15 protein-coding genes are annotated in these 17,455 nt (G+C 74.4%); 6 read left to right on the top strand and 9 right to left on the bottom strand.

Features of this window, described 5'->3' with window-relative positions; all coding sequences use genetic code 11:
- The first annotated feature begins 46 nt into the window (after positions 1–46).
- Positions 47–3,145, top strand: a complete 3,099-nt coding sequence (secA, locus tag V5D56_RS18150; RefSeq protein WP_435736665.1) for a preprotein translocase subunit SecA — start codon at positions 47–49, stop codon at positions 3,143–3,145.
- Positions 3,146–3,254: 109 nt separating this feature from the next.
- On the opposite strand, the gene V5D56_RS18145 is transcribed toward secA, so the two are convergent.
- The gene (locus tag V5D56_RS18145) at positions 3,255–3,788 is read right to left on the bottom strand and encodes an Rv3235 family protein (RefSeq protein ID WP_435736664.1); all 534 of its coding nucleotides are present in this window, start codon (positions 3,786–3,788) and stop codon (positions 3,255–3,257) included.
- A gap of 31 nt (positions 3,789–3,819) precedes the next feature.
- Positions 3,820–4,932: a hypothetical protein gene (locus V5D56_RS18140; RefSeq protein ID WP_435736663.1), complete on the bottom strand. Its 1,113-nt coding sequence runs from the start codon at positions 4,930–4,932 to the stop codon at positions 3,820–3,822.
- Positions 4,933–5,115: 183 nt separating this feature from the next.
- Between V5D56_RS18140 and V5D56_RS18135 the strand changes: the two genes are divergently transcribed.
- Entirely contained in the window at positions 5,116–5,655 is a 540-nt protein-coding gene (locus V5D56_RS18135; RefSeq protein ID WP_435736662.1) for a hypothetical protein, read from the top strand.
- Between the two features lie 80 nt (positions 5,656–5,735).
- Here the strand turns inward: V5D56_RS18135 and V5D56_RS18130 are convergent, their stop codons facing one another.
- Positions 5,736–5,951, bottom strand: coding sequence for a helix-turn-helix domain-containing protein (locus V5D56_RS18130; RefSeq protein WP_435736661.1), 216 nt, complete (start codon positions 5,949–5,951; stop codon positions 5,736–5,738).
- A 149-nt stretch (positions 5,952–6,100) separates the two neighbouring features.
- On the opposite strand from V5D56_RS18130, the gene V5D56_RS18125 reads away from it, so the two are divergent.
- From V5D56_RS18125 to V5D56_RS18115, 3 genes are read left to right on the top strand one after another with little or no spacing between them, the layout of a single operon-like run.
- Positions 6,101–6,802: a hypothetical protein gene (locus V5D56_RS18125; protein ID WP_435736660.1), complete on the top strand. Its 702-nt coding sequence runs from the start codon at positions 6,101–6,103 to the stop codon at positions 6,800–6,802.
- Positions 6,799–8,166 carry an AAA family ATPase gene (locus V5D56_RS18120; RefSeq protein ID WP_435736659.1) on the top strand — a complete coding sequence of 456 codons (1,368 nt, stop codon included), beginning with the start codon at positions 6,799–6,801 and terminating at the stop codon, positions 8,164–8,166. Before V5D56_RS18125 ends, V5D56_RS18120 begins: the two co-directional genes overlap by 4 nt.
- Before the next feature lie 4 nt (positions 8,167–8,170).
- Entirely contained in the window at positions 8,171–8,698 is a 528-nt protein-coding gene (locus tag V5D56_RS18115; RefSeq protein WP_435736658.1) for a DUF6912 family protein, read from the top strand.
- A 63-nt stretch (positions 8,699–8,761) separates the two neighbouring features.
- Here V5D56_RS18115 and hisN read toward each other — a convergent pair whose 3' ends face one another.
- From hisN to V5D56_RS18100, 3 genes are all read right to left on the bottom strand, one after another.
- Entirely contained in the window at positions 8,762–9,556 is a 795-nt protein-coding gene (gene hisN / locus V5D56_RS18110; protein WP_435736657.1) for a histidinol-phosphatase, read from the bottom strand.
- 88 nt (positions 9,557–9,644) lie between these two features.
- Complete coding sequence (locus tag V5D56_RS18105) at positions 9,645–10,766, bottom strand: hypothetical protein (RefSeq protein ID WP_435736656.1); 1,122 nt, start codon at positions 10,764–10,766, stop codon at positions 9,645–9,647.
- 2 nt (positions 10,767–10,768) lie between these two features.
- Positions 10,769–13,174 (bottom strand): metallophosphoesterase family protein, encoded by a 2,406-nt coding sequence (locus V5D56_RS18100; protein ID WP_435736655.1) that lies wholly within the window; start codon positions 13,172–13,174, stop codon positions 10,769–10,771.
- A 273-nt stretch (positions 13,175–13,447) separates the two neighbouring features.
- Here V5D56_RS18100 and V5D56_RS18095 point away from each other — a divergent pair, with 273 nt between their 5' ends.
- Positions 13,448–13,837, top strand: a complete 390-nt coding sequence (locus V5D56_RS18095; protein ID WP_435736654.1) for a hypothetical protein — start codon at positions 13,448–13,450, stop codon at positions 13,835–13,837.
- A gap of 50 nt (positions 13,838–13,887) precedes the next feature.
- Here the strand turns inward: V5D56_RS18095 and rsgA are convergent, their stop codons facing one another.
- The 3 genes from rsgA to V5D56_RS18080 all read right to left on the bottom strand — a co-directional run bounded on the left by rsgA (position 13,888) and on the right by V5D56_RS18080 (position 17,100).
- On the bottom strand, positions 13,888–14,937 hold the full coding sequence (gene rsgA / locus V5D56_RS18090; protein ID WP_435736653.1) for a ribosome small subunit-dependent GTPase A: 1,050 nt from the start codon (positions 14,935–14,937) through the stop codon (positions 13,888–13,890).
- Positions 14,937–16,328, bottom strand: a complete 1,392-nt coding sequence (gene aroA / locus V5D56_RS18085) for a 3-phosphoshikimate 1-carboxyvinyltransferase (RefSeq protein WP_435736652.1) — start codon at positions 16,326–16,328, stop codon at positions 14,937–14,939. Before aroA ends, rsgA begins: the two co-directional genes overlap by 1 nt.
- 91 nt (positions 16,329–16,419) lie before the next feature.
- Positions 16,420–17,100, bottom strand: a complete 681-nt coding sequence (locus V5D56_RS18080; RefSeq protein WP_435736651.1) for a DoxX family membrane protein — start codon at positions 17,098–17,100, stop codon at positions 16,420–16,422.
- Positions 17,101–17,455 lie beyond the last annotated feature (355 nt).

The raw sequence follows: 17,455 nt of genomic DNA, 5'->3' as shown, positions 1-17,455 counted from the left end.
TTCCCGCGCCGTCCGGCACGGGACGCGATCGATACGGGAGTTCTGCGTGCCTTCGATCCTCGACAAGGTCCTTCGCATCGGCGAGGGCCGGATCCTCAAGAAGCTGTCCGGCATCGCCGACCAGATCAACAAGCTGGAGCCCAGCTTCGAGGATCTCACCGACGAGGAGCTGCGGGAGGAGACGGACCGTTTCAAGGCTCGCCTCGCCGACGGTGCGACCCTGGACGAGATCCTGCCGGAGGCCTTCGCGACCGTCCGGGAGGCGGCGCGACGCACGCTCGGGCAGCGCCACTTCGACGTCCAGCTCATGGGCGGGGCCGCGCTGCACCTCGGCAACATCGCCGAGATGAAGACCGGTGAGGGCAAGACGCTCGTCGCGACGACGGCCGCCTACCTCAACGCGCTCGAGGGCAAGGGCGTGCACGTCGTCACGGTCAACGACTACCTGGCGAAGTACCAGAGCGAGCTCATGGGCCGCGTCTACCGCTTCCTCGGGCTCACGACGGGCGTGATCCTGTCCGGTCAGACGCCCGCGCAGCGCCGCGAGGAGTACGCCGCCGACATCACGTACGGCACGAACAACGAGTTCGGCTTCGACTACCTGCGCGACAACATGGCGTGGTCCACCGACGACCTCGTCCAGCGAGGCCACAACTTCGCGATCGTCGACGAGGTCGACTCGATCCTCATCGACGAGGCCCGCACGCCGCTCATCATCTCCGGCCCCGCCTCGGGCGACACGAACCGCTGGTTCGGGGAGTTCGCGAAGGTCGTGCGCCGCCTGAACGCCGGCGCGGACTACGAGGTCGACGAGAAGAAGCGCACCGTCGGCGTGCTCGAGCCGGGCATCGCCAAGGTCGAGGACTACCTCGGTATCGACAACCTCTACGAGTCGCTCAACACGCCGCTCATCGGGTTCCTCAACAACGCCATCAAGGCGAAGGAGCTCTTCAAGCGCGACAAGGACTACGTCGTGCTCAACGGCGAGGTCATGATCGTCGACGAGCACACGGGACGCATCCTGGCCGGCCGGCGCTACAACGAGGGCATGCACCAGGCGATCGAGGCCAAGGAGGGCGTGCAGATCAAGGCCGAGAACCAGACGCTCGCCACGATCACGCTGCAGAACTACTTCCGCCTGTACTCGAAGCTCGCGGGCATGACGGGTACGGCCGACACCGAGGCGGCCGAGTTCCAGGGCACGTACAAGCTCGGGGTCGTGCCGATCCCGACCAACCGCCCGATGCAGCGCCTGGACCAGGCCGACCTCGTCTACAAGAACGAGGACGGGAAGTTCGACGCCGTCGTCGCGGACATCGTCGAGCGCCACGCGCACGGTCAGCCGGTGCTCGTCGGCACGACGAGCGTCGAGAAGTCCGAGCTGCTGTCGTCCAAGCTCAAGAAGCAGGGCGTCCCGCACGAGGTCCTCAACGCGAAGCAGCACGCGCGCGAGGCCGCGATCGTCGCGCAGGCCGGCCGCAAGGGCGCGGTCACGGTCGCGACCAACATGGCCGGTCGAGGCACCGACATCATGCTCGGCGGCAACGCCGAGTTCATGGCGGTCGCCGACCTCGCCGCCCGGGGGCTCGACGCCGCGGAGAACGCGGAGGAGTACGAGGCCGCGTGGCCCGACGCGCTCGAGAAGGCGAAGGCTGCCGTCGCGGCGGAGCACGACGAGGTCAAGGAGCTCGGCGGGCTCTACGTGCTCGGCACGGAGCGCCACGAGTCGCGCCGCATCGACAACCAGCTCCGCGGTCGGTCCGGCCGTCAGGGCGACCCGGGCGAGTCCCGGTTCTACCTGTCGATGCAGGACGACCTCATGCGGCTGTTCAACTCGGGTCTCGCCGAGTCGATGATGAACCGCGCAGGGTTCCCCGACGACGTCCCGCTCGAGTCGAAGATGGTCACGCGCGGCATTGCGAGCGCGCAGGGCCAGGTCGAGTCGCGCAACTTCGAGATCCGCAAGAACGTCCTCAAGTACGACGACGTCCTGTCCCGTCAGCGCACCGTCATCTACGACGAGCGTCGCCGCGTGCTCGAGGGCGAGGACCTGCACGAGCAGGTGCAGCACTTCCTCACCGACGTGATCACCGCCTACGTCGAGGCCGCGACGGCCGAGGGCAACCCCGAGAACTGGGACCTCGAGGCGCTGTGGACCGCGGTCAAGGCCGTCTACCCGATCTCGATCGAGGTCGACGAGGTCGTCGAGCAGGCCGGCGGGGCGACGCGCCTGACGCAGGAGCTCCTGCTCGAGGAGATCCTGTCCGACGCCCGCATCGCCTACGAGAACCGCGAGGAACAGCTGGGCTCGGCGAACATGCGCCAGCTCGAGCGGCGCGTGACGCTCTCCGTCCTCGACCGCAAGTGGCGCGAGCACCTCTACGAGATGGACTACCTCAAGGAGGGCATCGGGCTGCGCGCGATGGCCCAGCGTGACCCGCTCGTCGAGTACCAGCGCGAGGGCTACCAGCTCTTCCAGGCGATGACCGAGGCGATCAAGGAGGAGACCGTCGGCTTCCTCTTCAACCTCGAGGTCAAGGTCGCCGAGCCCGGCGCGGCACAGGGCCAGCCCGCGGTGATCGACGCCGCGCAGGCGGCTCAGGCGGCGCAGTCCGCGGCGGGCCAGGCCCTCGGCGGTGCTGCGGGCGCTGCCACCGCAGGTGCGACCGCCGGTCTCGCCGCCGCGGCCCAGGCGTCGGCGACGCGGCCCGCCCCGGCGTCGTCCCCCGTCGAGGACGCCACCGTGGACGCCGTGGAGGACGCGACCGTCGAGGACGCGCCGACGGAGGCTCCGTCGGTGGCGAAGTCCTCGGTCGACGAGGCGCCCGTGCAGGCGGCCGCCGCAGAGGGTGCGCCCGTGGCGGCGCCGGCAGCGTCCGGCGACCGTACCGGCACGCTCATCGCGAAGGGTCTCGACGGCCCCGAGCGTCAGGTGCCGCTCTCGTACAGCGCCCCGAGCGAGGACGGCACGGGTGCCGCGGTCGTGACGGGCGACGCCGGTCGCCGGTCGCGCCGCGCGCTGCACGGGGAGGCGACCGCCGTCGAGAGCGACGGCCGGACGTTCCCCGGGACGCCGCGCAACGCGCAGTGCCCGTGCGGCTCGGGCAAGAAGTACAAGGTCTGCCACGGTCAGAACGAGGCGTGACGGACCCGGGTCGCAGGACGCGCCTCGACCCACGAGCACGAGGGGCGGTCGGTTTCCGACCGCCCCTCGTGGCGTCTGACCAGGCGCACCACGTGGACGGTGCGGAAGGTCACCCGATCTCGAGCGCGACGACGCGCCACGTCCCGCGCCGCACCTCGAGCCGGGCGGCGGCCGCCCGCACCCTGTCGCCGTCGTCGACGACCACCGTCGCCTCGGCGACCTCGGACCCGAGGCGCAGGACGCGGGCGCGTCGGACCGTCACGGGTCGTGTCGCCGTGTCGGGAGCGAGACCCGCGTCGAGCACGATCCGCGCGCGGCGCGCGAGCGCCTCGTAGATCTCGGGAGTCACCCACCGAGCGAGCTGCTGGACCGTGCGGTCCCCGCGCACCACCTCGACGGCAGCCCTCACCACGGCGCAGCACAGGGGTGTCGGGTCCGGGAGCGGCACCGAGGTCGTGGGGACCAGCGGCCGACCGTGCACCACGTGCCGCGGGACGCGCGCCCGAGGGTCGCGGACGTCGACGGTCGCCGCAGGCGTCTCACCGACGCACCGGAGCAGCCGGGCGCCGCTCGCCTCGGTCGGGACGCTCGTGGAGCGTGCCGTCGCGGTGGTCTGGGGGTCGACCACGCTCGTCGTCGTCATCGTCGGCTCCTTCGGTCGTTCGGGACGGGGGTCACGCCGACGGTGCGACGAGCACCTGGCCGGGTCGGATGAGGTCGGGGTCGTCGCCGATGGCGGCGGCGTTCGCCGCGTGCCACTGCCGCACGGCCGCGGCGACGTCGGCGTCGGTGGCGTCGGCGGGGAGCGACCGGGCGGCGATGCCCCAGAGCGTGTCGCCCCGCAGCACCACGACCTCGGTGCCGGACGGGGGCAGCTCGCGGGTGACGGTGAGCGCGGCGTCCCGCTCCGCGGCGGGCAGCGACGACGCGGGGCGGACCGCCGTGGTCCGGGCGTCCGCGACGCTGGGACGTGGAGCAGTGTCGGTCGTGGGAACGCGGTGGGTGGTCGCGTGCCCGGACTCCTGCCGAGGAGGGCTGCTCTGGCCGGACGCGGGGGACCGAGGTCCGTCGGTCCTCGGTGCCCCCGGTGCCGCCTCGACGGGGAGCGCGGAGGAGGTGGGAGCGCCGTCGGCTGCAGGCGCGGCACGCGTGCTGCTCGTGCTGGGCGGCACCGGGGTGGGAGCGGTCGCGTCGCCGGGGGTGGCTGCCGTGCCACGGGACGGCAGGGCGTCGCCGGGCCGGCCGTCCGTGCCGTGGTCGGCCGTGGACGTTCCCGGTCCTCCTGCCACGGCCCCTGGCGCGACCTCCGGAGCCGATGCGCGCCACCCGAGGTCGACGGCGACGACCGGTGCTCGGTCCTCGTCGGGGCCTTCGGTCGCGTGGGCGGTCCCGGCGCCGAGGACCAGCCCGGCACCGACGGTCATGCTCACGCCGATGCGCGCCGCCCGGCGCACGACCGCGGGGGCGTGGCGGGCGATCATCCGTTCACCGGCGGACCAGGTGCGCCCACCCGCCCGGACGGCCACGCAACCGATCGCCAGCGCGCTGCACAGGGCGACCCAGGCGGCGACGAACGCCCCGACGGCGACCGCCGCGAGCTCGAGGTAGACCTCGAACCGCGTGGTGGGCAGCGTCTCCGCGACGTGCAGGGCCCGTGCCGTGAGGGCTGCGGCCGCCCCGGACATGACCGCGAGCAGGGCCAGGAGCGTCCAGCCCCCGTGACCGCCACCGCCGCCGCGTGCTGCCGGCTCGTCGGGTCGTGATCGCTGGTCGGTCCGCCGTGCCATGTGTCCCCCTGGTGCTCACCGCCGCGAAGCGTTCGGCGAGTCGATCTCGGTGCTTCGATGTCGTTTGATGGAGTTTGATGCTGGTAACGCCATCTAAGTGCAGCTTGTTGTCGGTGTCCAGGGGGTTCTTGCGATGTGGACGGGGCGGACCTGTCCTGGTGCCCCGCCCGCTACCGTGTGCGCGTGCGGTGGGACGCCCTCTTCGACGACCTCGCGGCGCAGCTGGCCGCCGCCGAGCGCGCCGAGCTGACCGGCGCGGTGGCCGACCTGACGCGCGCCGAGCACGCCACCGTCTCTCTCGTCGAGCGCCTCCGCGGGGCGGAGGGAACCGTCACGCTGGAGCTGCGGGACGGGTCCCGGGTCACCGGTGTGGTCCGTGACGTTGCCACGGACTGGGTGCTCGTGGAGGAGCAGCAGCGTCAGCACCTCGTGCCGTCGGGGGCCGTCGCTGCCGTCACCGGGCTCGGGAGGTTCGCGCGTCCCGCGACCACCGAGCGCGCCGAGCGGCTCGGTCTGGGACACGTCCTGCGAGCCCTCATGCGCGACCGTCGACCGGTGCAGGTGCGGGTCCACACCGCCGCGTACCCGGGCTGGATCTCGCGCGTGGGCAAGGACCACGTCGACCTGGAGGTCTCCCCGGGGGCGCGGCACGGGACCCGGTCGGTCCCGTATGCGGCGCTGCTGTGCGTCAGCGACTCCTGGCCGGGTGGCGCCGCACGATGATCACGACGCAGGGGGAGCGTTCGGAGAGGTCCGGGAGGTCAGGCCGAGAGGCTCGACGCCAGCGCGGCCGCGTGGCGACGTCAGCCGTCGAACTCGCCGGCCTCGATCCGCTGGCGGGTCTGCGCGTACATGCGCTGGATGTAGCCCTCGAGCTCGCTGGCCTCGACGCGCCACTGGCCGCGTCCGCCGACCTGGATGGCGGGCAGCTCGCCCGACCGCACGAGCGCGTACGCCTGCGCCGCGGAGATGTTGAGCTCTTCCGTGACGTCGGCGAGGGTGAGGAAGCGCTGGGCCATGCCGCAAGTCTGGCACGGGGCCGACGAGGCACCGACGTTGTCCACAGCCCTCCCCGCGGCGTCGCGGCAGCGACGATCATGGACGGGCGGCCGCCGGCCGCGGGCTCGAGCAGGTGCAGGACCTCGCACACGACCACGGACGGGACTCGATGACGACGACCCTGGAACGCCCTTCGCGCGACACGACGGCGACGCTCTCGCCTCCCCGCACAGCCACTCGGCTGCGGCGGCCGACCTGGCGTGACCCGCGGCTTCTCGTCGGCCTGGTCGTCGTCGCCGCGTCCGTCGCGCTCGGCTCCTGGGCCGTCGCCGCGGCAGGGCACACCGACGCCGTGTACGCGGCCGACGCGGTGCTGACGCCCGGCGACCGGGTGAGCGCGCAGGACCTGCGCGCGGTGGAGGTCCGGCTCGGCAGCGGGACGGACGACTACCTGCTCGCCGCCGACGGCGTCCCCGAGGACGCCGTGGTGCTCCGGACGGTCGAGCCGGGCGAGCTCGTCCCGGCGAGCGCGCTGGGGGCCGCGGACGACCTCACGCTGCGCACGGTCGCCGTGCCCGTCACGTCGGGGCTGTCCGACCGCATCGTGGCCGGGGCCGCGGTCGACCTGTGGCACGTGCCGCCCGCGCCGTCCGCCACCGGTGCGCAGGACGCTCCGGTCGCGGAGCCCGGACCGGCGGTGCTGGTCGAGGGAGTCACCGTGGCCGAGATCGACGAGGCCGGTGGCACGTTCGTCGCCGGCGGGCCGGTGACGATCCACGTCCTCGTCGCGTCCGACGACCTCGCCACGGTGCTCGGCGCCGTGGCGGGAGAAGGGTCGATCGCGGTCGTCCCCGTGGGCGGTGCGGGATGAGCGGGGCGACCGCCGTCGCCACGGTGCTCTGCGCGGTCCGGGGGCCCTTCGAGGCCGACGTCGTGACCGCGCTCGACGCGCCCGGGCTCCAGGTGACGCGACGCTGCGCCGACGTCGTCGAGTTGCGCGCCGCGGCAGCGGCAGGTGCGGGCCAGGTGGGCGTGGTGTCCGCCGACCTGCCCGCCTTCGACCGGGAGGCCGTCGGTGAGCTGCACGCGCACGGCGTCCGAGTCGTCGGCCTGGCGCCTGTGGGGTCGTGGGAGGAGAGCAGGCTACGGGCGCTCGGGGTCGACGTCGTCGTCGACCTCGCCGCGTCGGCAGACTCGCTCCGGGAGGCCGTGCGCGCCGTCGTCGCGCGCCCCGTGCCGGTCGCCGTGGCTCCCGAGGGCCCGTCCGGGCCACCGGTCCCGGCGTCGGTCGGCGTCGTGCCGGCGCGCCGCCTCGGGCGGGTCGTGGCGGTGTGGGGGCCGACGGGTGCGCCCGGGCGCACGACCCTCGCGGTGAACCTGGCCGCCGAGCTCGCCGGACCGCCGTCGTCCCCGCGCCGCGGGTCGCGGCGCGACCGTCGCCCGTCGGAGGTCGAGCTGCCCGCGGTCGCGCCGACGGGCCCGGAGTCCGGTGTCCTCCTGGTCGACGCGGACACGTACGGCGGTTCGGTGGCCCAGCACCTCGGGATGCTCGACGAGTCGCCAGGGCTCGCGGCAGCCGCCCGCAGCGCGGGCCACGGAGCGCTCGACGCCGCAGGCCTCCAGGCGCTCGCGCCGACCGTCGTCCCACGCCTCCAGGTCCTCACCGGGCTCGCGCGGGCCGCGCGCTGGCCGGAGCTGCCGGGGTCGTCGCTGGACGTCGTGTGGGACGTGGCGCGGTCGGTCGCGGACTGGACCGTCGTCGACTGCGGGTTCTCCCTCGAGAGCGACGAGCTCCTCACGTACGACACGCGGGCGCCGCAGCGCAACGCCGCCACGCTCAGCGCGCTGGGGGCCGCCGACACGGTCGTCGTGGTCGGGGGAGCGGACCCTGTCTCCCTCCAGCGGCTCGTGCGCGCACTCGACGAGCTGAACGACACGGGCGCCGCGGCCGGGGCGCTGCGGGTCGTCGTGGTGAACCGCGTGCGGTCCGCCGTCGTCGGGCCCCGGCCCGAGCGCGCCGTGCGCGAGGCGCTCGCACGGTACGCCGGCGTGGACGACCTGCAGGCCGTCCCCGAGGACCGGTCGCTGGACCTCGCGCTGCGCGAGGGACGGGTCCTGGCCGAGGTCGCACCGGCGAGCCCGGCACGCCGCGCCCTCGCGCGTCTCGCCGCGCACGTGCGGGCCGCGACGCCCGCACCCGTGGCCAGCACCGGGCACCTCGAGACGGCACACTGAGGCCATGCGCATCTATCTTCCTGCCACGTTGGACGAGCTCGACGCCGCGACCGTCACCGACGACGCCGCGCTCTGGACGGTGGCGCCGCGCGGCGCGCACGCCGTGACGTCGGCCCTCGTCCGGTCCCTGCCCGACGAGGACGAGGAAGGGCTCGAGTACGCAGCGGCCCTCGAGGCCGCCGACGACTCGCTCGCGCTCGTCGCGTCCCGGCCGGACGCGCCGCGGCAGCGGCTCGTCGTGACGCTGGAGGTGCCCGACGACGCGGTCCAGGTCGTCGATGCCGCGTCCGGTGACGATGACGAACCGGCGCCGAGCGCGGTCCAGGTCGTGCGGACCGTGCCCGACGTCCCGATCGTGTGCGTGCACGTCGACGAGCCCGAGGCAGCCCCCGACGTCGACGCCGTGCTCACGGCAGCCGACGGTGACGGGCCCGACGCCGACGCGGCTCTCGACTCGGCGCTCGACCGGGTCACCGAGCGGGACCTGCTCTGGTACGACTGGTCGGAGATCCCCGACGTCCCGCGCGCCTGAGGCGGCGACGACCCGCACCCGCCGGACGACCGGCACCCGCCGGACGACCGGCACCCGCCGGCCTCAGCCCAGGCGGCCGAGCACCTCGTCGTGGAGGAGACCGTTCGTCGCGACGGCGTTGCCGCCCCAGGGGCCCTGGGCGCCGTCGAGCGACGTGAACCGCCCGCCCGCCTCGGTGACGATCGGCACCAGCGCGGCCATGTCGTAGAGCTCGAGCTCGGGCTCGGCGGCGGCGTCGACGGCGCCCTCGGCCACGAGCATGTACGACCAGAAGTCTCCGTAGCCGCGCGTGCGCCACGCACCCCGCATGAGGTCGAGGAACGGGTCGAGGCGGTCGCGCTCCTCCCAGCCGGTGAGCGAGGAGTAGGCGAGCGACGCGTCCTCCCACCGCGAGACCGCGGACACCTGGAGGCGCGACGCGGCGGCGAGCGACTTGCCGGTCCACGCGCCGGTGCCCTTCGCGGCCCACCAGCGGCGGCCGAGGGCGGGGGCGGAGACCAGACCGACGACGACCTCGTCGCCGTCGGCGAGCGCGATGAGCGTGGCCCACACCGGCACGCCGCGCACGAAGTTCTTCGTCCCGTCGATCGGGTCGATGATCCAGCGTCGCGACCCGTGCCCGGTCTCGCCGTACTCCTCGCCGACGATCGCGTCCCGCCCCCGCGCACGGCCGAGCCCGGCGCGGATGATCTCCTCCGCGGCGCGGTCGGCGTCGCTCACCGGCGTCGAGTCGGGCTTCGACTCCACGTGCAGGTCGATCGCCTTGAATCGGGACATCGTGTGGCCGTCGACCTGGTCGGCGATCACGTGGGCGAGGCGCAGGTCGTCGTCGTAGCTCCGCGTCGAGGGGGGCGTCATGGCTCACACCGTAGCGGTGGCGCCCGGCATGGTGCGCGCGCCTCGCAGGGCAGGGCCTCCTGCCCGTGCGACAGCGGCAGAGCCGTCGTCAGCCGCCTGGAGGCGTGCCGACCGGCTCCGGCTCGCGGGTCGCGGCCCCGAGCCGAGCGCGACGCTCGACCTCCGCCGCGATGCGAGCCTCCCAGCGCGCCGCACGGCGTCGACGTCGGCGGACCGCCCACAGGACGCCGGCGAGGAGGAGCAGCGCGGCGAGGGCCGCCCACGGGACGACGACCGTCCCGGCCGTGGCGATCGCCGGGACAGGGTCCGGCGAGGGTGGCTCGCGGTCCACGACGACGGGTGCGACCGTCAGCCGGGCGCGCAGGTGGAGCGCGGGAGCCGCGACGTCCTCGATCGAGGTCGTCACCCTCACACGGTCCCCGGGCAGCAGCTCGACACCTTCCTCGTGGGCGGCCGTCGTGGTGGTCGGCGGGCTGCCACCGACGTCACGCCCGAGGAGGTCGCGCAGCTCCACGCTCGCCTGCGCCCGCACGCGGACGTTGCCGCTGTTGACGAGCGTGTACCGCAGCGTCACACCGCGGGTGGACGCCGGGGAGAGGGCCTCGTCCGCACGGACCTGGAGGTCCTCGACCGCGAGCGTGGGCCGGACGGGGCCCGCTACGCGCACGTCGACGACCGTCCCGAGACGACGGTCGACGGAGAGGCCGCCCTGGTCGTCCTTCCAGGCCGTGAGGAGCGCGAACGTGTGGTCACCCGGTTCCGCGTCCGCCGGGACGGCTACCCGGAACGGCACGGTCGCCGAGGCGCCCGGATCGACGGTCACGGTCGCCGCGTCGAGCGTCACCCACGCAGCGGCTCCCTCCGGCTCGTCCGCCGCGAGCGCAGCGGCCGGTGTGCCGTCCTGCCCGGTGCGCACGTCCGCGGGGTAGAGAGCGAGCCCGAGGGGTTCGGCGGAGTAGTTCGACACCACCACGGCGTCGTCCGCGGTGGAGCCGGGCTCGACCTCGAGACGCAGCGTGGGGCGTTCGACGCCCTCAGCGGTCTCTGCCGGACGGACTCCCCAGGTGACGGTCCCGTCAGGTGCCTCGGGTCCGGGCTCGGCCACGGCGGGCGGGGTCCAGAGCGCTCCGACGAGGCCTGCGACGAGGAGCATGAGGTACGGGACCGGCGAGCGACGCCCGCCGGTCCCGCGCACCGTGTTGTCGGTCATCCTCAGCCGAGCGCCGTCAGCGTGAGGGTCGACGTGTAGCGACCGGTCGGTGCCTCGACGGGCGCCTCGAGGGAGAGCTCCGCGCCGAGGACAGCGGTGCCCTGGTCGTGGCCGGGCGGCGCCGACCCGAGGACGGACGGCGTCGCGAGCCCCTTGCCGGCCAGCAGGTCCGGCTCGACGGTGACGCCCTGGCGCGTGCCGCCACCCGGGCGGAGGAGCCGTGGTTCCCAACCGAGCGAGGAGGCGGCCAGCGTGGAACCCGACCCCGACCGGAAGTCACCGACCTGACCCGTGAGGTACCAGGCGGGAGATCCCTGGCGCGTGTCGGTGACGCTCACCTCGTGCAGGGTCCCGTGGGCCGCCGTGCGATCGCCTGCCGGAGCTGCCACGCCCAGGTCGACGGGGGCGTCGCTCGCGACCGACCAGACCAGCTCGCCGGGGGTCGACTCGGCCGTCACGCTCACCATGAGGTCGACACCCGTGCCGTCCCCGGCCGGTCGGCCGATCGTGAAACGGTCGAGGATCCGTGGCTTCCCGCCGGCGGCGAGGTCGAGGTCGTAGCTCGTGACCTCGCCGGTCGCCGTGTCGAGCGCCGTGAACACCGCGTTCGTGTTGCTCTGGACGAACGGGAGCGGTGTGCCGTCGGACGCCCGGTGCGGGTTCACCGTCGGGACCACCGGGGCGAGACCACCGGGGTTGCCCTGCGCGAGGTAGTTCGCCGCGTCCCACGGCGCGCCCGGCAGCGGACGGGAGCGGCCGGACAGCGCGTGGAAGGCCCCGTAGGTGTTGCCCGTGTTCGAGGTCTCGAGGAAGTGGGTGATCCCGTTGTCGCTCTCGAACCGGTTCCAGAGGTGGCTGTGGCCGTTCTGGACGAGGTCGACCCCGGCGTCCTCGAGGAGCGGCTGGAGGTCGTACAGCAGGGAGTTCGCCGACGTCGGGTACTCGTAGCGCACGCCGACGACGGCACCCGCCTCGTCCTTCTCCTCGATCCGGACCGGATCGGCGAACACGGGCATGATGTTGTCGCCCAGCCCTTGCGGTCCCTCGTGGAGGATCACGACGCGGTACCGGGCGTTCGTGAACTCCTCGCTCTGCAGCTCCTCCGACAGCCACGCGTACTGCTCGCTCGACGCGTCGATCGCCTCGAAGACGTGCTCCCCGTAACCCTGGGCGAGCGGGTCGTCGAGGTTCGCAGCGGCCTCCTGGTAGCGGGACGAGCTCGTGCGCGCTGCGGGGTCGGCCTGGGCGGCGGTCCCGCGCCAGATCCGGGTCGAGTAGAGCGAGACCAGCCGCACGTCACCGAAGGTCGTCGCGTAGTAGGTCTCGCCGCCGGGCGAGTCCTCCGGGAGCGTGAAGATCTCCTCGTAGGTCGTGGTCGAGAACGAGTTGTCCTCGATCCATCGCGCCTCGACGGCCGGGTCGTCGCCCGGGTTGACGCTCGCCGCGACCTTCGCGTACTCCGCCTCCGCCACCTCGCGGGGCACGGGGGCGTTGAAGGACGCGCCGAGGCTCTTCGCGCCGGCACGCCGGCCCTGGACCTCGTGGTTGCCGACGGCGGGGTACAGCGGTGCGTTCTGGAGGATCTGGCCCCCCTGGTAGACGGCCCCGTCGGTCGAGGTCCGGCCACCGCGGCCCTGCAGGCTCGGGAAGAACGCGCTGCCCCGCGTGTCGTCGAACCACTCGGAGGCGCGGTCAGGGATGTTGACGAGGTCGCCTGCGAGGAACACCGCATCGATGTCACCGAGCGTCTGGGCGGCCGCCTGCAGGTTCGCCGGCGTGTTCACCATCGCCTGGTGGTCGCTCGTCAGCAGGATCGTGCTGCCCTCGCCGGGCGCGGGCTGTGGCTGGAGGGAGAAGGTCCCGGACGCAGCGACGGCGCCGCCGACGGCACTGACCACCCGGTAGGGGACGGAGACGCCGGGTTCGAGGCCCGTCACTGCCGCCTCGTGGCGATACACGGTACGGTCCACGATCCCGTCCGCGGCATCGGGCCTGAGCTCGGGCGGCAGCTGCGACGACGCGTCCTCCGCGACGCGGGAGAGCCGCGTGGTCCGGGCCTCGACCCGCGTGACGCCCGCAGGGACGCCCCCGTCGGCGGCCACGGCCAGCTGGGACGCGGTCAGGGCCGCGACACCGTCGCCCACGAGCGTCACGCTGTCGGTGCCCTCGAACTCCGTGAACCACACCACCCGGACGCCGTCGGCGGTCGGGAGCTGGAGGAACGGGTCGGACAGGAGGTCGAGGTCACCGGTCCGGTCCGTCGTGAGCGCAGGGACAGCGCCGGCCACCCCGGCGGCGGGCGCCGATGCCACGGCGCCGGGTGCGGTGGTGAGGGACGCGACGAGCGCGAGGCTGACGAGCGTGACCAGCGGAGGGGCGGAACGCGGTCTGCGGTGCAGTGTTCTCACAGGGCGGCTTCTCTCGGAGTCGTCGTGTCGCTGCCCGGTCGGCAGCCGCGCCGACTCTTCCGACCGCGGATGGCGCCCACGTGTACTGCGTGCCATCACAGGGTGACCGGTCGATGACCGGACCTCCGGAGATGTCGGAGGGGTGGCGCGCTGCTGAACCCCCGCGGAACTCTCTCGTCCCCGGGGGCGGTCCGCGTGGTCCTGTGGCTAGCGTCGTCGTGCGTCGACGCGTCGTCCCACTCATCGAGACCCTCGCAGCAGAAGGAGATTCCCGTGCCTGCAACCACCCGATCCCGTCACCGCCTCCGTGCGACGTCCCTGTCCGTGTCCGCGCTGATCGGTCTGGCCGCGGTCGTGCTCGGCCCGGCGCCGGCCCAGGCCGCCGAGTGCGTCGGCGGCATGTGCGGAGGCGTCACGGCGAGCCCGCACACCGCGCTCCCCGTGAAGTACACGACCCAGTGGTCGACCTCTCCCGCCGTCTCCGGGACGCTCCGCGCGGGTCAGAGCGCGGGCGGCTGGTGGTCGGGCGTCGACGTCGACGGCTTCTACGTCCCTCAGTACTGCCACGCATCGGTCAGTGGCTGGGGCTCGTCGAGCGCCGGCGCGGGCTGGCACAAGATCGCGACGAACCAGCAGGTCACCGTCAACATCCAGTGCGCCTGACGTGACGGTCGGGGTGGCGGGGCGGTCCGCGTCGCCACCCCGGTCCGGGATCAGGCCGCGCCGGTGCGCGACGTGAGCACGCGACGGAACGACTCGAGCCGTGCGGCGCGGGCCGCACGCGTCTCGTCGTCGGGCGCCGCCTCGACCCACTCGTCGAGGGCGCAGTCGGGGGCGTCGTCGAGGTGCGTGCACCCGCGCGGGCACCCCGCCGCGACGTCGTCCAGGTCGTCGAACGCGCGCAGCAGGTTCCCGACCTCGACGTGCGCGAGCCCGAACGACCGCACGCCGGGGGTGTCGATCACCCAGCCGCCCCCGGGCAGGCGCAGCGCGACGGCGGAGGTCGACGTGTGCCGGCCGCGGCCCGTCACGTCGTTCACGATCCCGGTGGCGCGCCGGGCGTCGGGCACGAGCGCGTTGACGAGCGTGGACTTCCCGACGCCGGAGTGCCCCACGAACACCGAGGTGCGTCCGGCGAGCGCGTCCCGGACCGCGTCGAGGGGCTCGATCACCCAGCCGTCCGGCGCGAGCCCGTCCGGCACGCGTCGCGTCTCGACGACCGACACGCCGAGCGGCTCGTAGAGCGCCCGCAACGGCGCCGGGTCGGCGAGGTCTGCCTTGGTGAGGCACAGCAGGACGTCCATCCCGGCGTCGTACGCCGCGACGACGCAGCGGTCGATCATGCGCGTGCGCGGCTCGGGCTCGGCGAGCGCCGTGACGACGACGAGCTGGTCGGCGTTCGCGACGATGACCCGTTCGTAGGGGTCGGTGTCGTCGGCGGTCCGCCGCAGGACGGCGCTGCGCTCCTGGATGCGCACGATGCGCGCGAGGCTGCCGTCGTCGCCGGACACGTCACCGACGAGGTCGACCCGGTCGCCGCACACGACGCGCGTGCGCCCGATGTCGCGGGCCTTCATCGCGACGACGACCCGTTCGTCAGGGCCGTCCGCGTCGACCAGGAGCGTGTACCGCCCGCGGTCGACCCCCGTGACGAAGCCGGTGACCGCGTCCGCGTGCTCGGGCCGCTGCTTGGTGCGCGGCCGGCTGCCCCGCTTGCCGGGGCGGGACCGGAAGTCCGACTCGTCGGGGACGCGGCGTGCCATCAGCGGGCCGCCACCCCCTCGGCGGGGGCGGCCGGGCCACCCTGCGCGGCCGCTCCCGGTGCACCGCCGGCGAGCATCCGCTCCCACATGCCCGCGAACCCGGGCAGCGTCTTCGCGGTCGTCTCCACGTTCTCCACGGCGACCCCGGGGACGCGCAGGCCGATCAGGGCGGCGGACGTCGCCATCCGGTGGTCGTGGTACGTGCGGAACGTCGCGCCGTGCAGAGGGCGCGGCGTGATGACGAGCCCGTCGCGCGTCTCCTCCGCCTGCCCGCCCAGTCGCGTGATCTCGGTCGCGAGCGCGGCCAGGCGGTCGGTCTCGTGGCCGCGCAGGTGCGCGATGCCGCGCAGCCGGCTCGGGGAGTCGGCGAGCGCCGCGAGGGCGGCGATCGTCGGTGCGAGCTCGCCGGCCGCGTGGAGGTCGACGTCGACGCCGCGCACCTCGCCCGTGCCCGTCACGGACATGACGCCGTCCTCGAGGCTCGCTGCACCGCCCATCGCCGTGAGGAGCTCGCCGAGCATCGCGCCGGGCTGCGTGGTGGTGGTCGGCCAGCCCGGGACGCGGACCGTGCCGCCCGCGACGAGCGCGGCCGCCAGGAACGGTCCGGCGTTGGAGAGGTCGGGCTCGACCTGGACGTCGCGTGCGGTGATGGGTCCGGGCTCGACGCGCCAGATCGCCGGCCGCGAGTCGTCGACCACGACGCCGACCTCGCGCAGGACCTCCACCGTCATGTCGATGTGCGGCATGCTCGGCAGGGTCGTGCCGACGTGGCGCAGCGTCAGGCCCTGGTCGAACCGCGCGGCCGCGAGCAGCAGCCCCGAGACGAACTGGCTCGACGCCGACGCGTTCACGTCGACCGACCCGCCGCGCACCCGGCCGCGGCCACGGATCGTGAACGGGAGGGTCGTCAGAGGGCCTGCCGTCCCGCCGTCCCCGTCCGTGACGCCGACGTCGAGCGCGCGGAGCGCCGTCAGGACCGGTCCCATGGGTCGCACGCGGGCGCCCTCGTCGCCGTCGAACCGCACCGTCCCGTCGGCGAGCGCGGCGACGGGCGGAAGGAACCGCATGACCGTGCCGGCGAGGCCGCAGTCGATCTCCGCAGGACCACGCAGGGCACCCGGCGTGACGTGCAGCTCGGCCGGGGACGAGCCCGCGGTGACGTCCACGCCGAGCGCGCGGAGCCCGGCCGCCATGAGGTCGGCGTCGCGGCTGCGCAGCGCGCCGCGCAGAGCACCCGGACCGTCCGCGAGGGCCGCGAGGACGAGGAGGCGGTTCGTCAGCGACTTCGAGCCCGGCACCTCGACGGTCGCGTCGAGAGGTCCGGCGACCGTCGGCGCTGCCCACCCTTCCGCCTCGGCGGGGACGGGGGCTGCGGGGCGCGGGTCGGTCATGGTGCCCAGGCTAGTGGAGGGGCAGGGCCCGACGCCGGACCCTGCCGCCCCGCGGACGAGGTCGGCCCGCCCCGCTCGTCGTCGCCCGCGGTCAGGCGACCTTCGAGCGGACGGCCGCACCGGCGTCGTGCACGGCACCCGCCGTGAGGCTCGCGGCGTGCTCGGCGGCCTCGCGAGCGGCCTTCGCCGCCCGCCGCGCGGCGCGCCCGGCATCGGCGGACGCCTGCTTCGCGGAACCCGTGACACCCTTCGCCGTCCCCTTGACGCCCTTCGCCGTGCCCTGGGCGCGCGCGACGACGGCGTCCTGCTTGGCCTGCTTGGCCCGGGCCAGGTCGTGGCGCGCCTTCTCGAGCCGCCACTGCACCCCCGGCCGCCCCTCGTAGTCGGCCCCGGCGATGAGCGCGGCACCGATCGCCCCGATGTTGGCCACGAACTTGCGCGTGCGCTCCGACCGGGTCGCCTCGCCGCCGGTGAACGGCTGGTTGACGACGGCGAGCGGGACGGTGAGCGCCGCGAGCGTGAGCGCCGCCGTGCGGGGCGCCTTGCTGACGGCGAGGAACACGCCCGCGACGGCCGTCGCGACACCGTGCGCCCGGACGAGCGCCGTGACCTGCGCGTCGCTGAGCGGAGCCTCCACGCCGGCGCCCTTCTCGACGAGCTCGACGCCGCTGCGCGCGGCGCGGACGTGCTCGGCCGGCTTGAGCGCGGTCTGGACGCCGTCGTAGACGAACCAGGAGGCCAGCATGGGCCTCGCGAGGTGACGCAGCAGCATCGGTACTCCTTCGGTCGCGTGTCGGTCCCAGCCTGCCGCGCCGACGGTCCGCGCGCCACCGGCGACGGCGCCACGGACGGACGAGTGGGGAGACGGGCACGGGGCGCGGGACGAGGGAGGCGCGGGACGACGGTGGGGCAGGGGAGAGGGTGAGCTACGGACGAGGGTGCGATGAGGGAGGGCGCGCGCGATCGTGGCGGGTCTGGCGGGAGCCCGCGAGGGACGAGCGGGCGGATGGTAGATCGCGCGCGCCCTCCCTCATCTCACCCGGTGGCGCCCGGAACGCTGCGCCCGGCGACGAGGCGACCGGTCAGAGCGCACCGCCCGCCGCCTCGGGCGCGTCCGCGGACTCGCC

It is taken from the genome of Cellulosimicrobium sp. PMB13, from assembly GCF_051294865.1.
In the GTDB taxonomy this organism is placed as follows: Bacteria; Actinomycetota; Actinomycetes; order Actinomycetales; family Cellulomonadaceae; genus Cellulosimicrobium.
This window is presented reverse-complemented; position numbering and strand designations above follow the sequence as displayed.

Excerpts from the sequence above, each read along its gene's own strand:
- V5D56_RS18145 (WP_435736664.1), bottom strand. The coding sequence starts at position 3,788 with ATGACGACGACGAGCGTGGTCGACCCCCAGACCACCGCGACGGCACGC.
- V5D56_RS18140 (WP_435736663.1), bottom strand. The coding sequence starts at position 4,932 with ATGGCACGGCGGACCGACCAGCGATCACGACCCGACGAGCCGGCAGCA.
- V5D56_RS18130 (WP_435736661.1), bottom strand. The coding sequence starts at position 5,951 with ATGGCCCAGCGCTTCCTCACCCTCGCCGACGTCACGGAAGAGCTCAAC.
- V5D56_RS18125 (WP_435736660.1), top strand. The coding sequence starts at position 6,101 with ATGACGACGACCCTGGAACGCCCTTCGCGCGACACGACGGCGACGCTC.
- V5D56_RS18120 (WP_435736659.1), top strand. The coding sequence starts at position 6,799 with ATGAGCGGGGCGACCGCCGTCGCCACGGTGCTCTGCGCGGTCCGGGGG.
- V5D56_RS18115 (WP_435736658.1), top strand. The coding sequence starts at position 8,171 with ATGCGCATCTATCTTCCTGCCACGTTGGACGAGCTCGACGCCGCGACC.
- hisN (WP_435736657.1), bottom strand. The coding sequence starts at position 9,556 with ATGACGCCCCCCTCGACGCGGAGCTACGACGACGACCTGCGCCTCGCC.
- V5D56_RS18105 (WP_435736656.1), bottom strand. The coding sequence starts at position 10,766 with ATGACCGACAACACGGTGCGCGGGACCGGCGGGCGTCGCTCGCCGGTC.
- rsgA (WP_435736653.1), bottom strand. The coding sequence starts at position 14,937 with ATGGCACGCCGCGTCCCCGACGAGTCGGACTTCCGGTCCCGCCCCGGC.
- aroA (WP_435736652.1), bottom strand. The coding sequence starts at position 16,328 with ATGACCGACCCGCGCCCCGCAGCCCCCGTCCCCGCCGAGGCGGAAGGG.
- V5D56_RS18080 (WP_435736651.1), bottom strand. The coding sequence starts at position 17,100 with ATGCTGCTGCGTCACCTCGCGAGGCCCATGCTGGCCTCCTGGTTCGTC.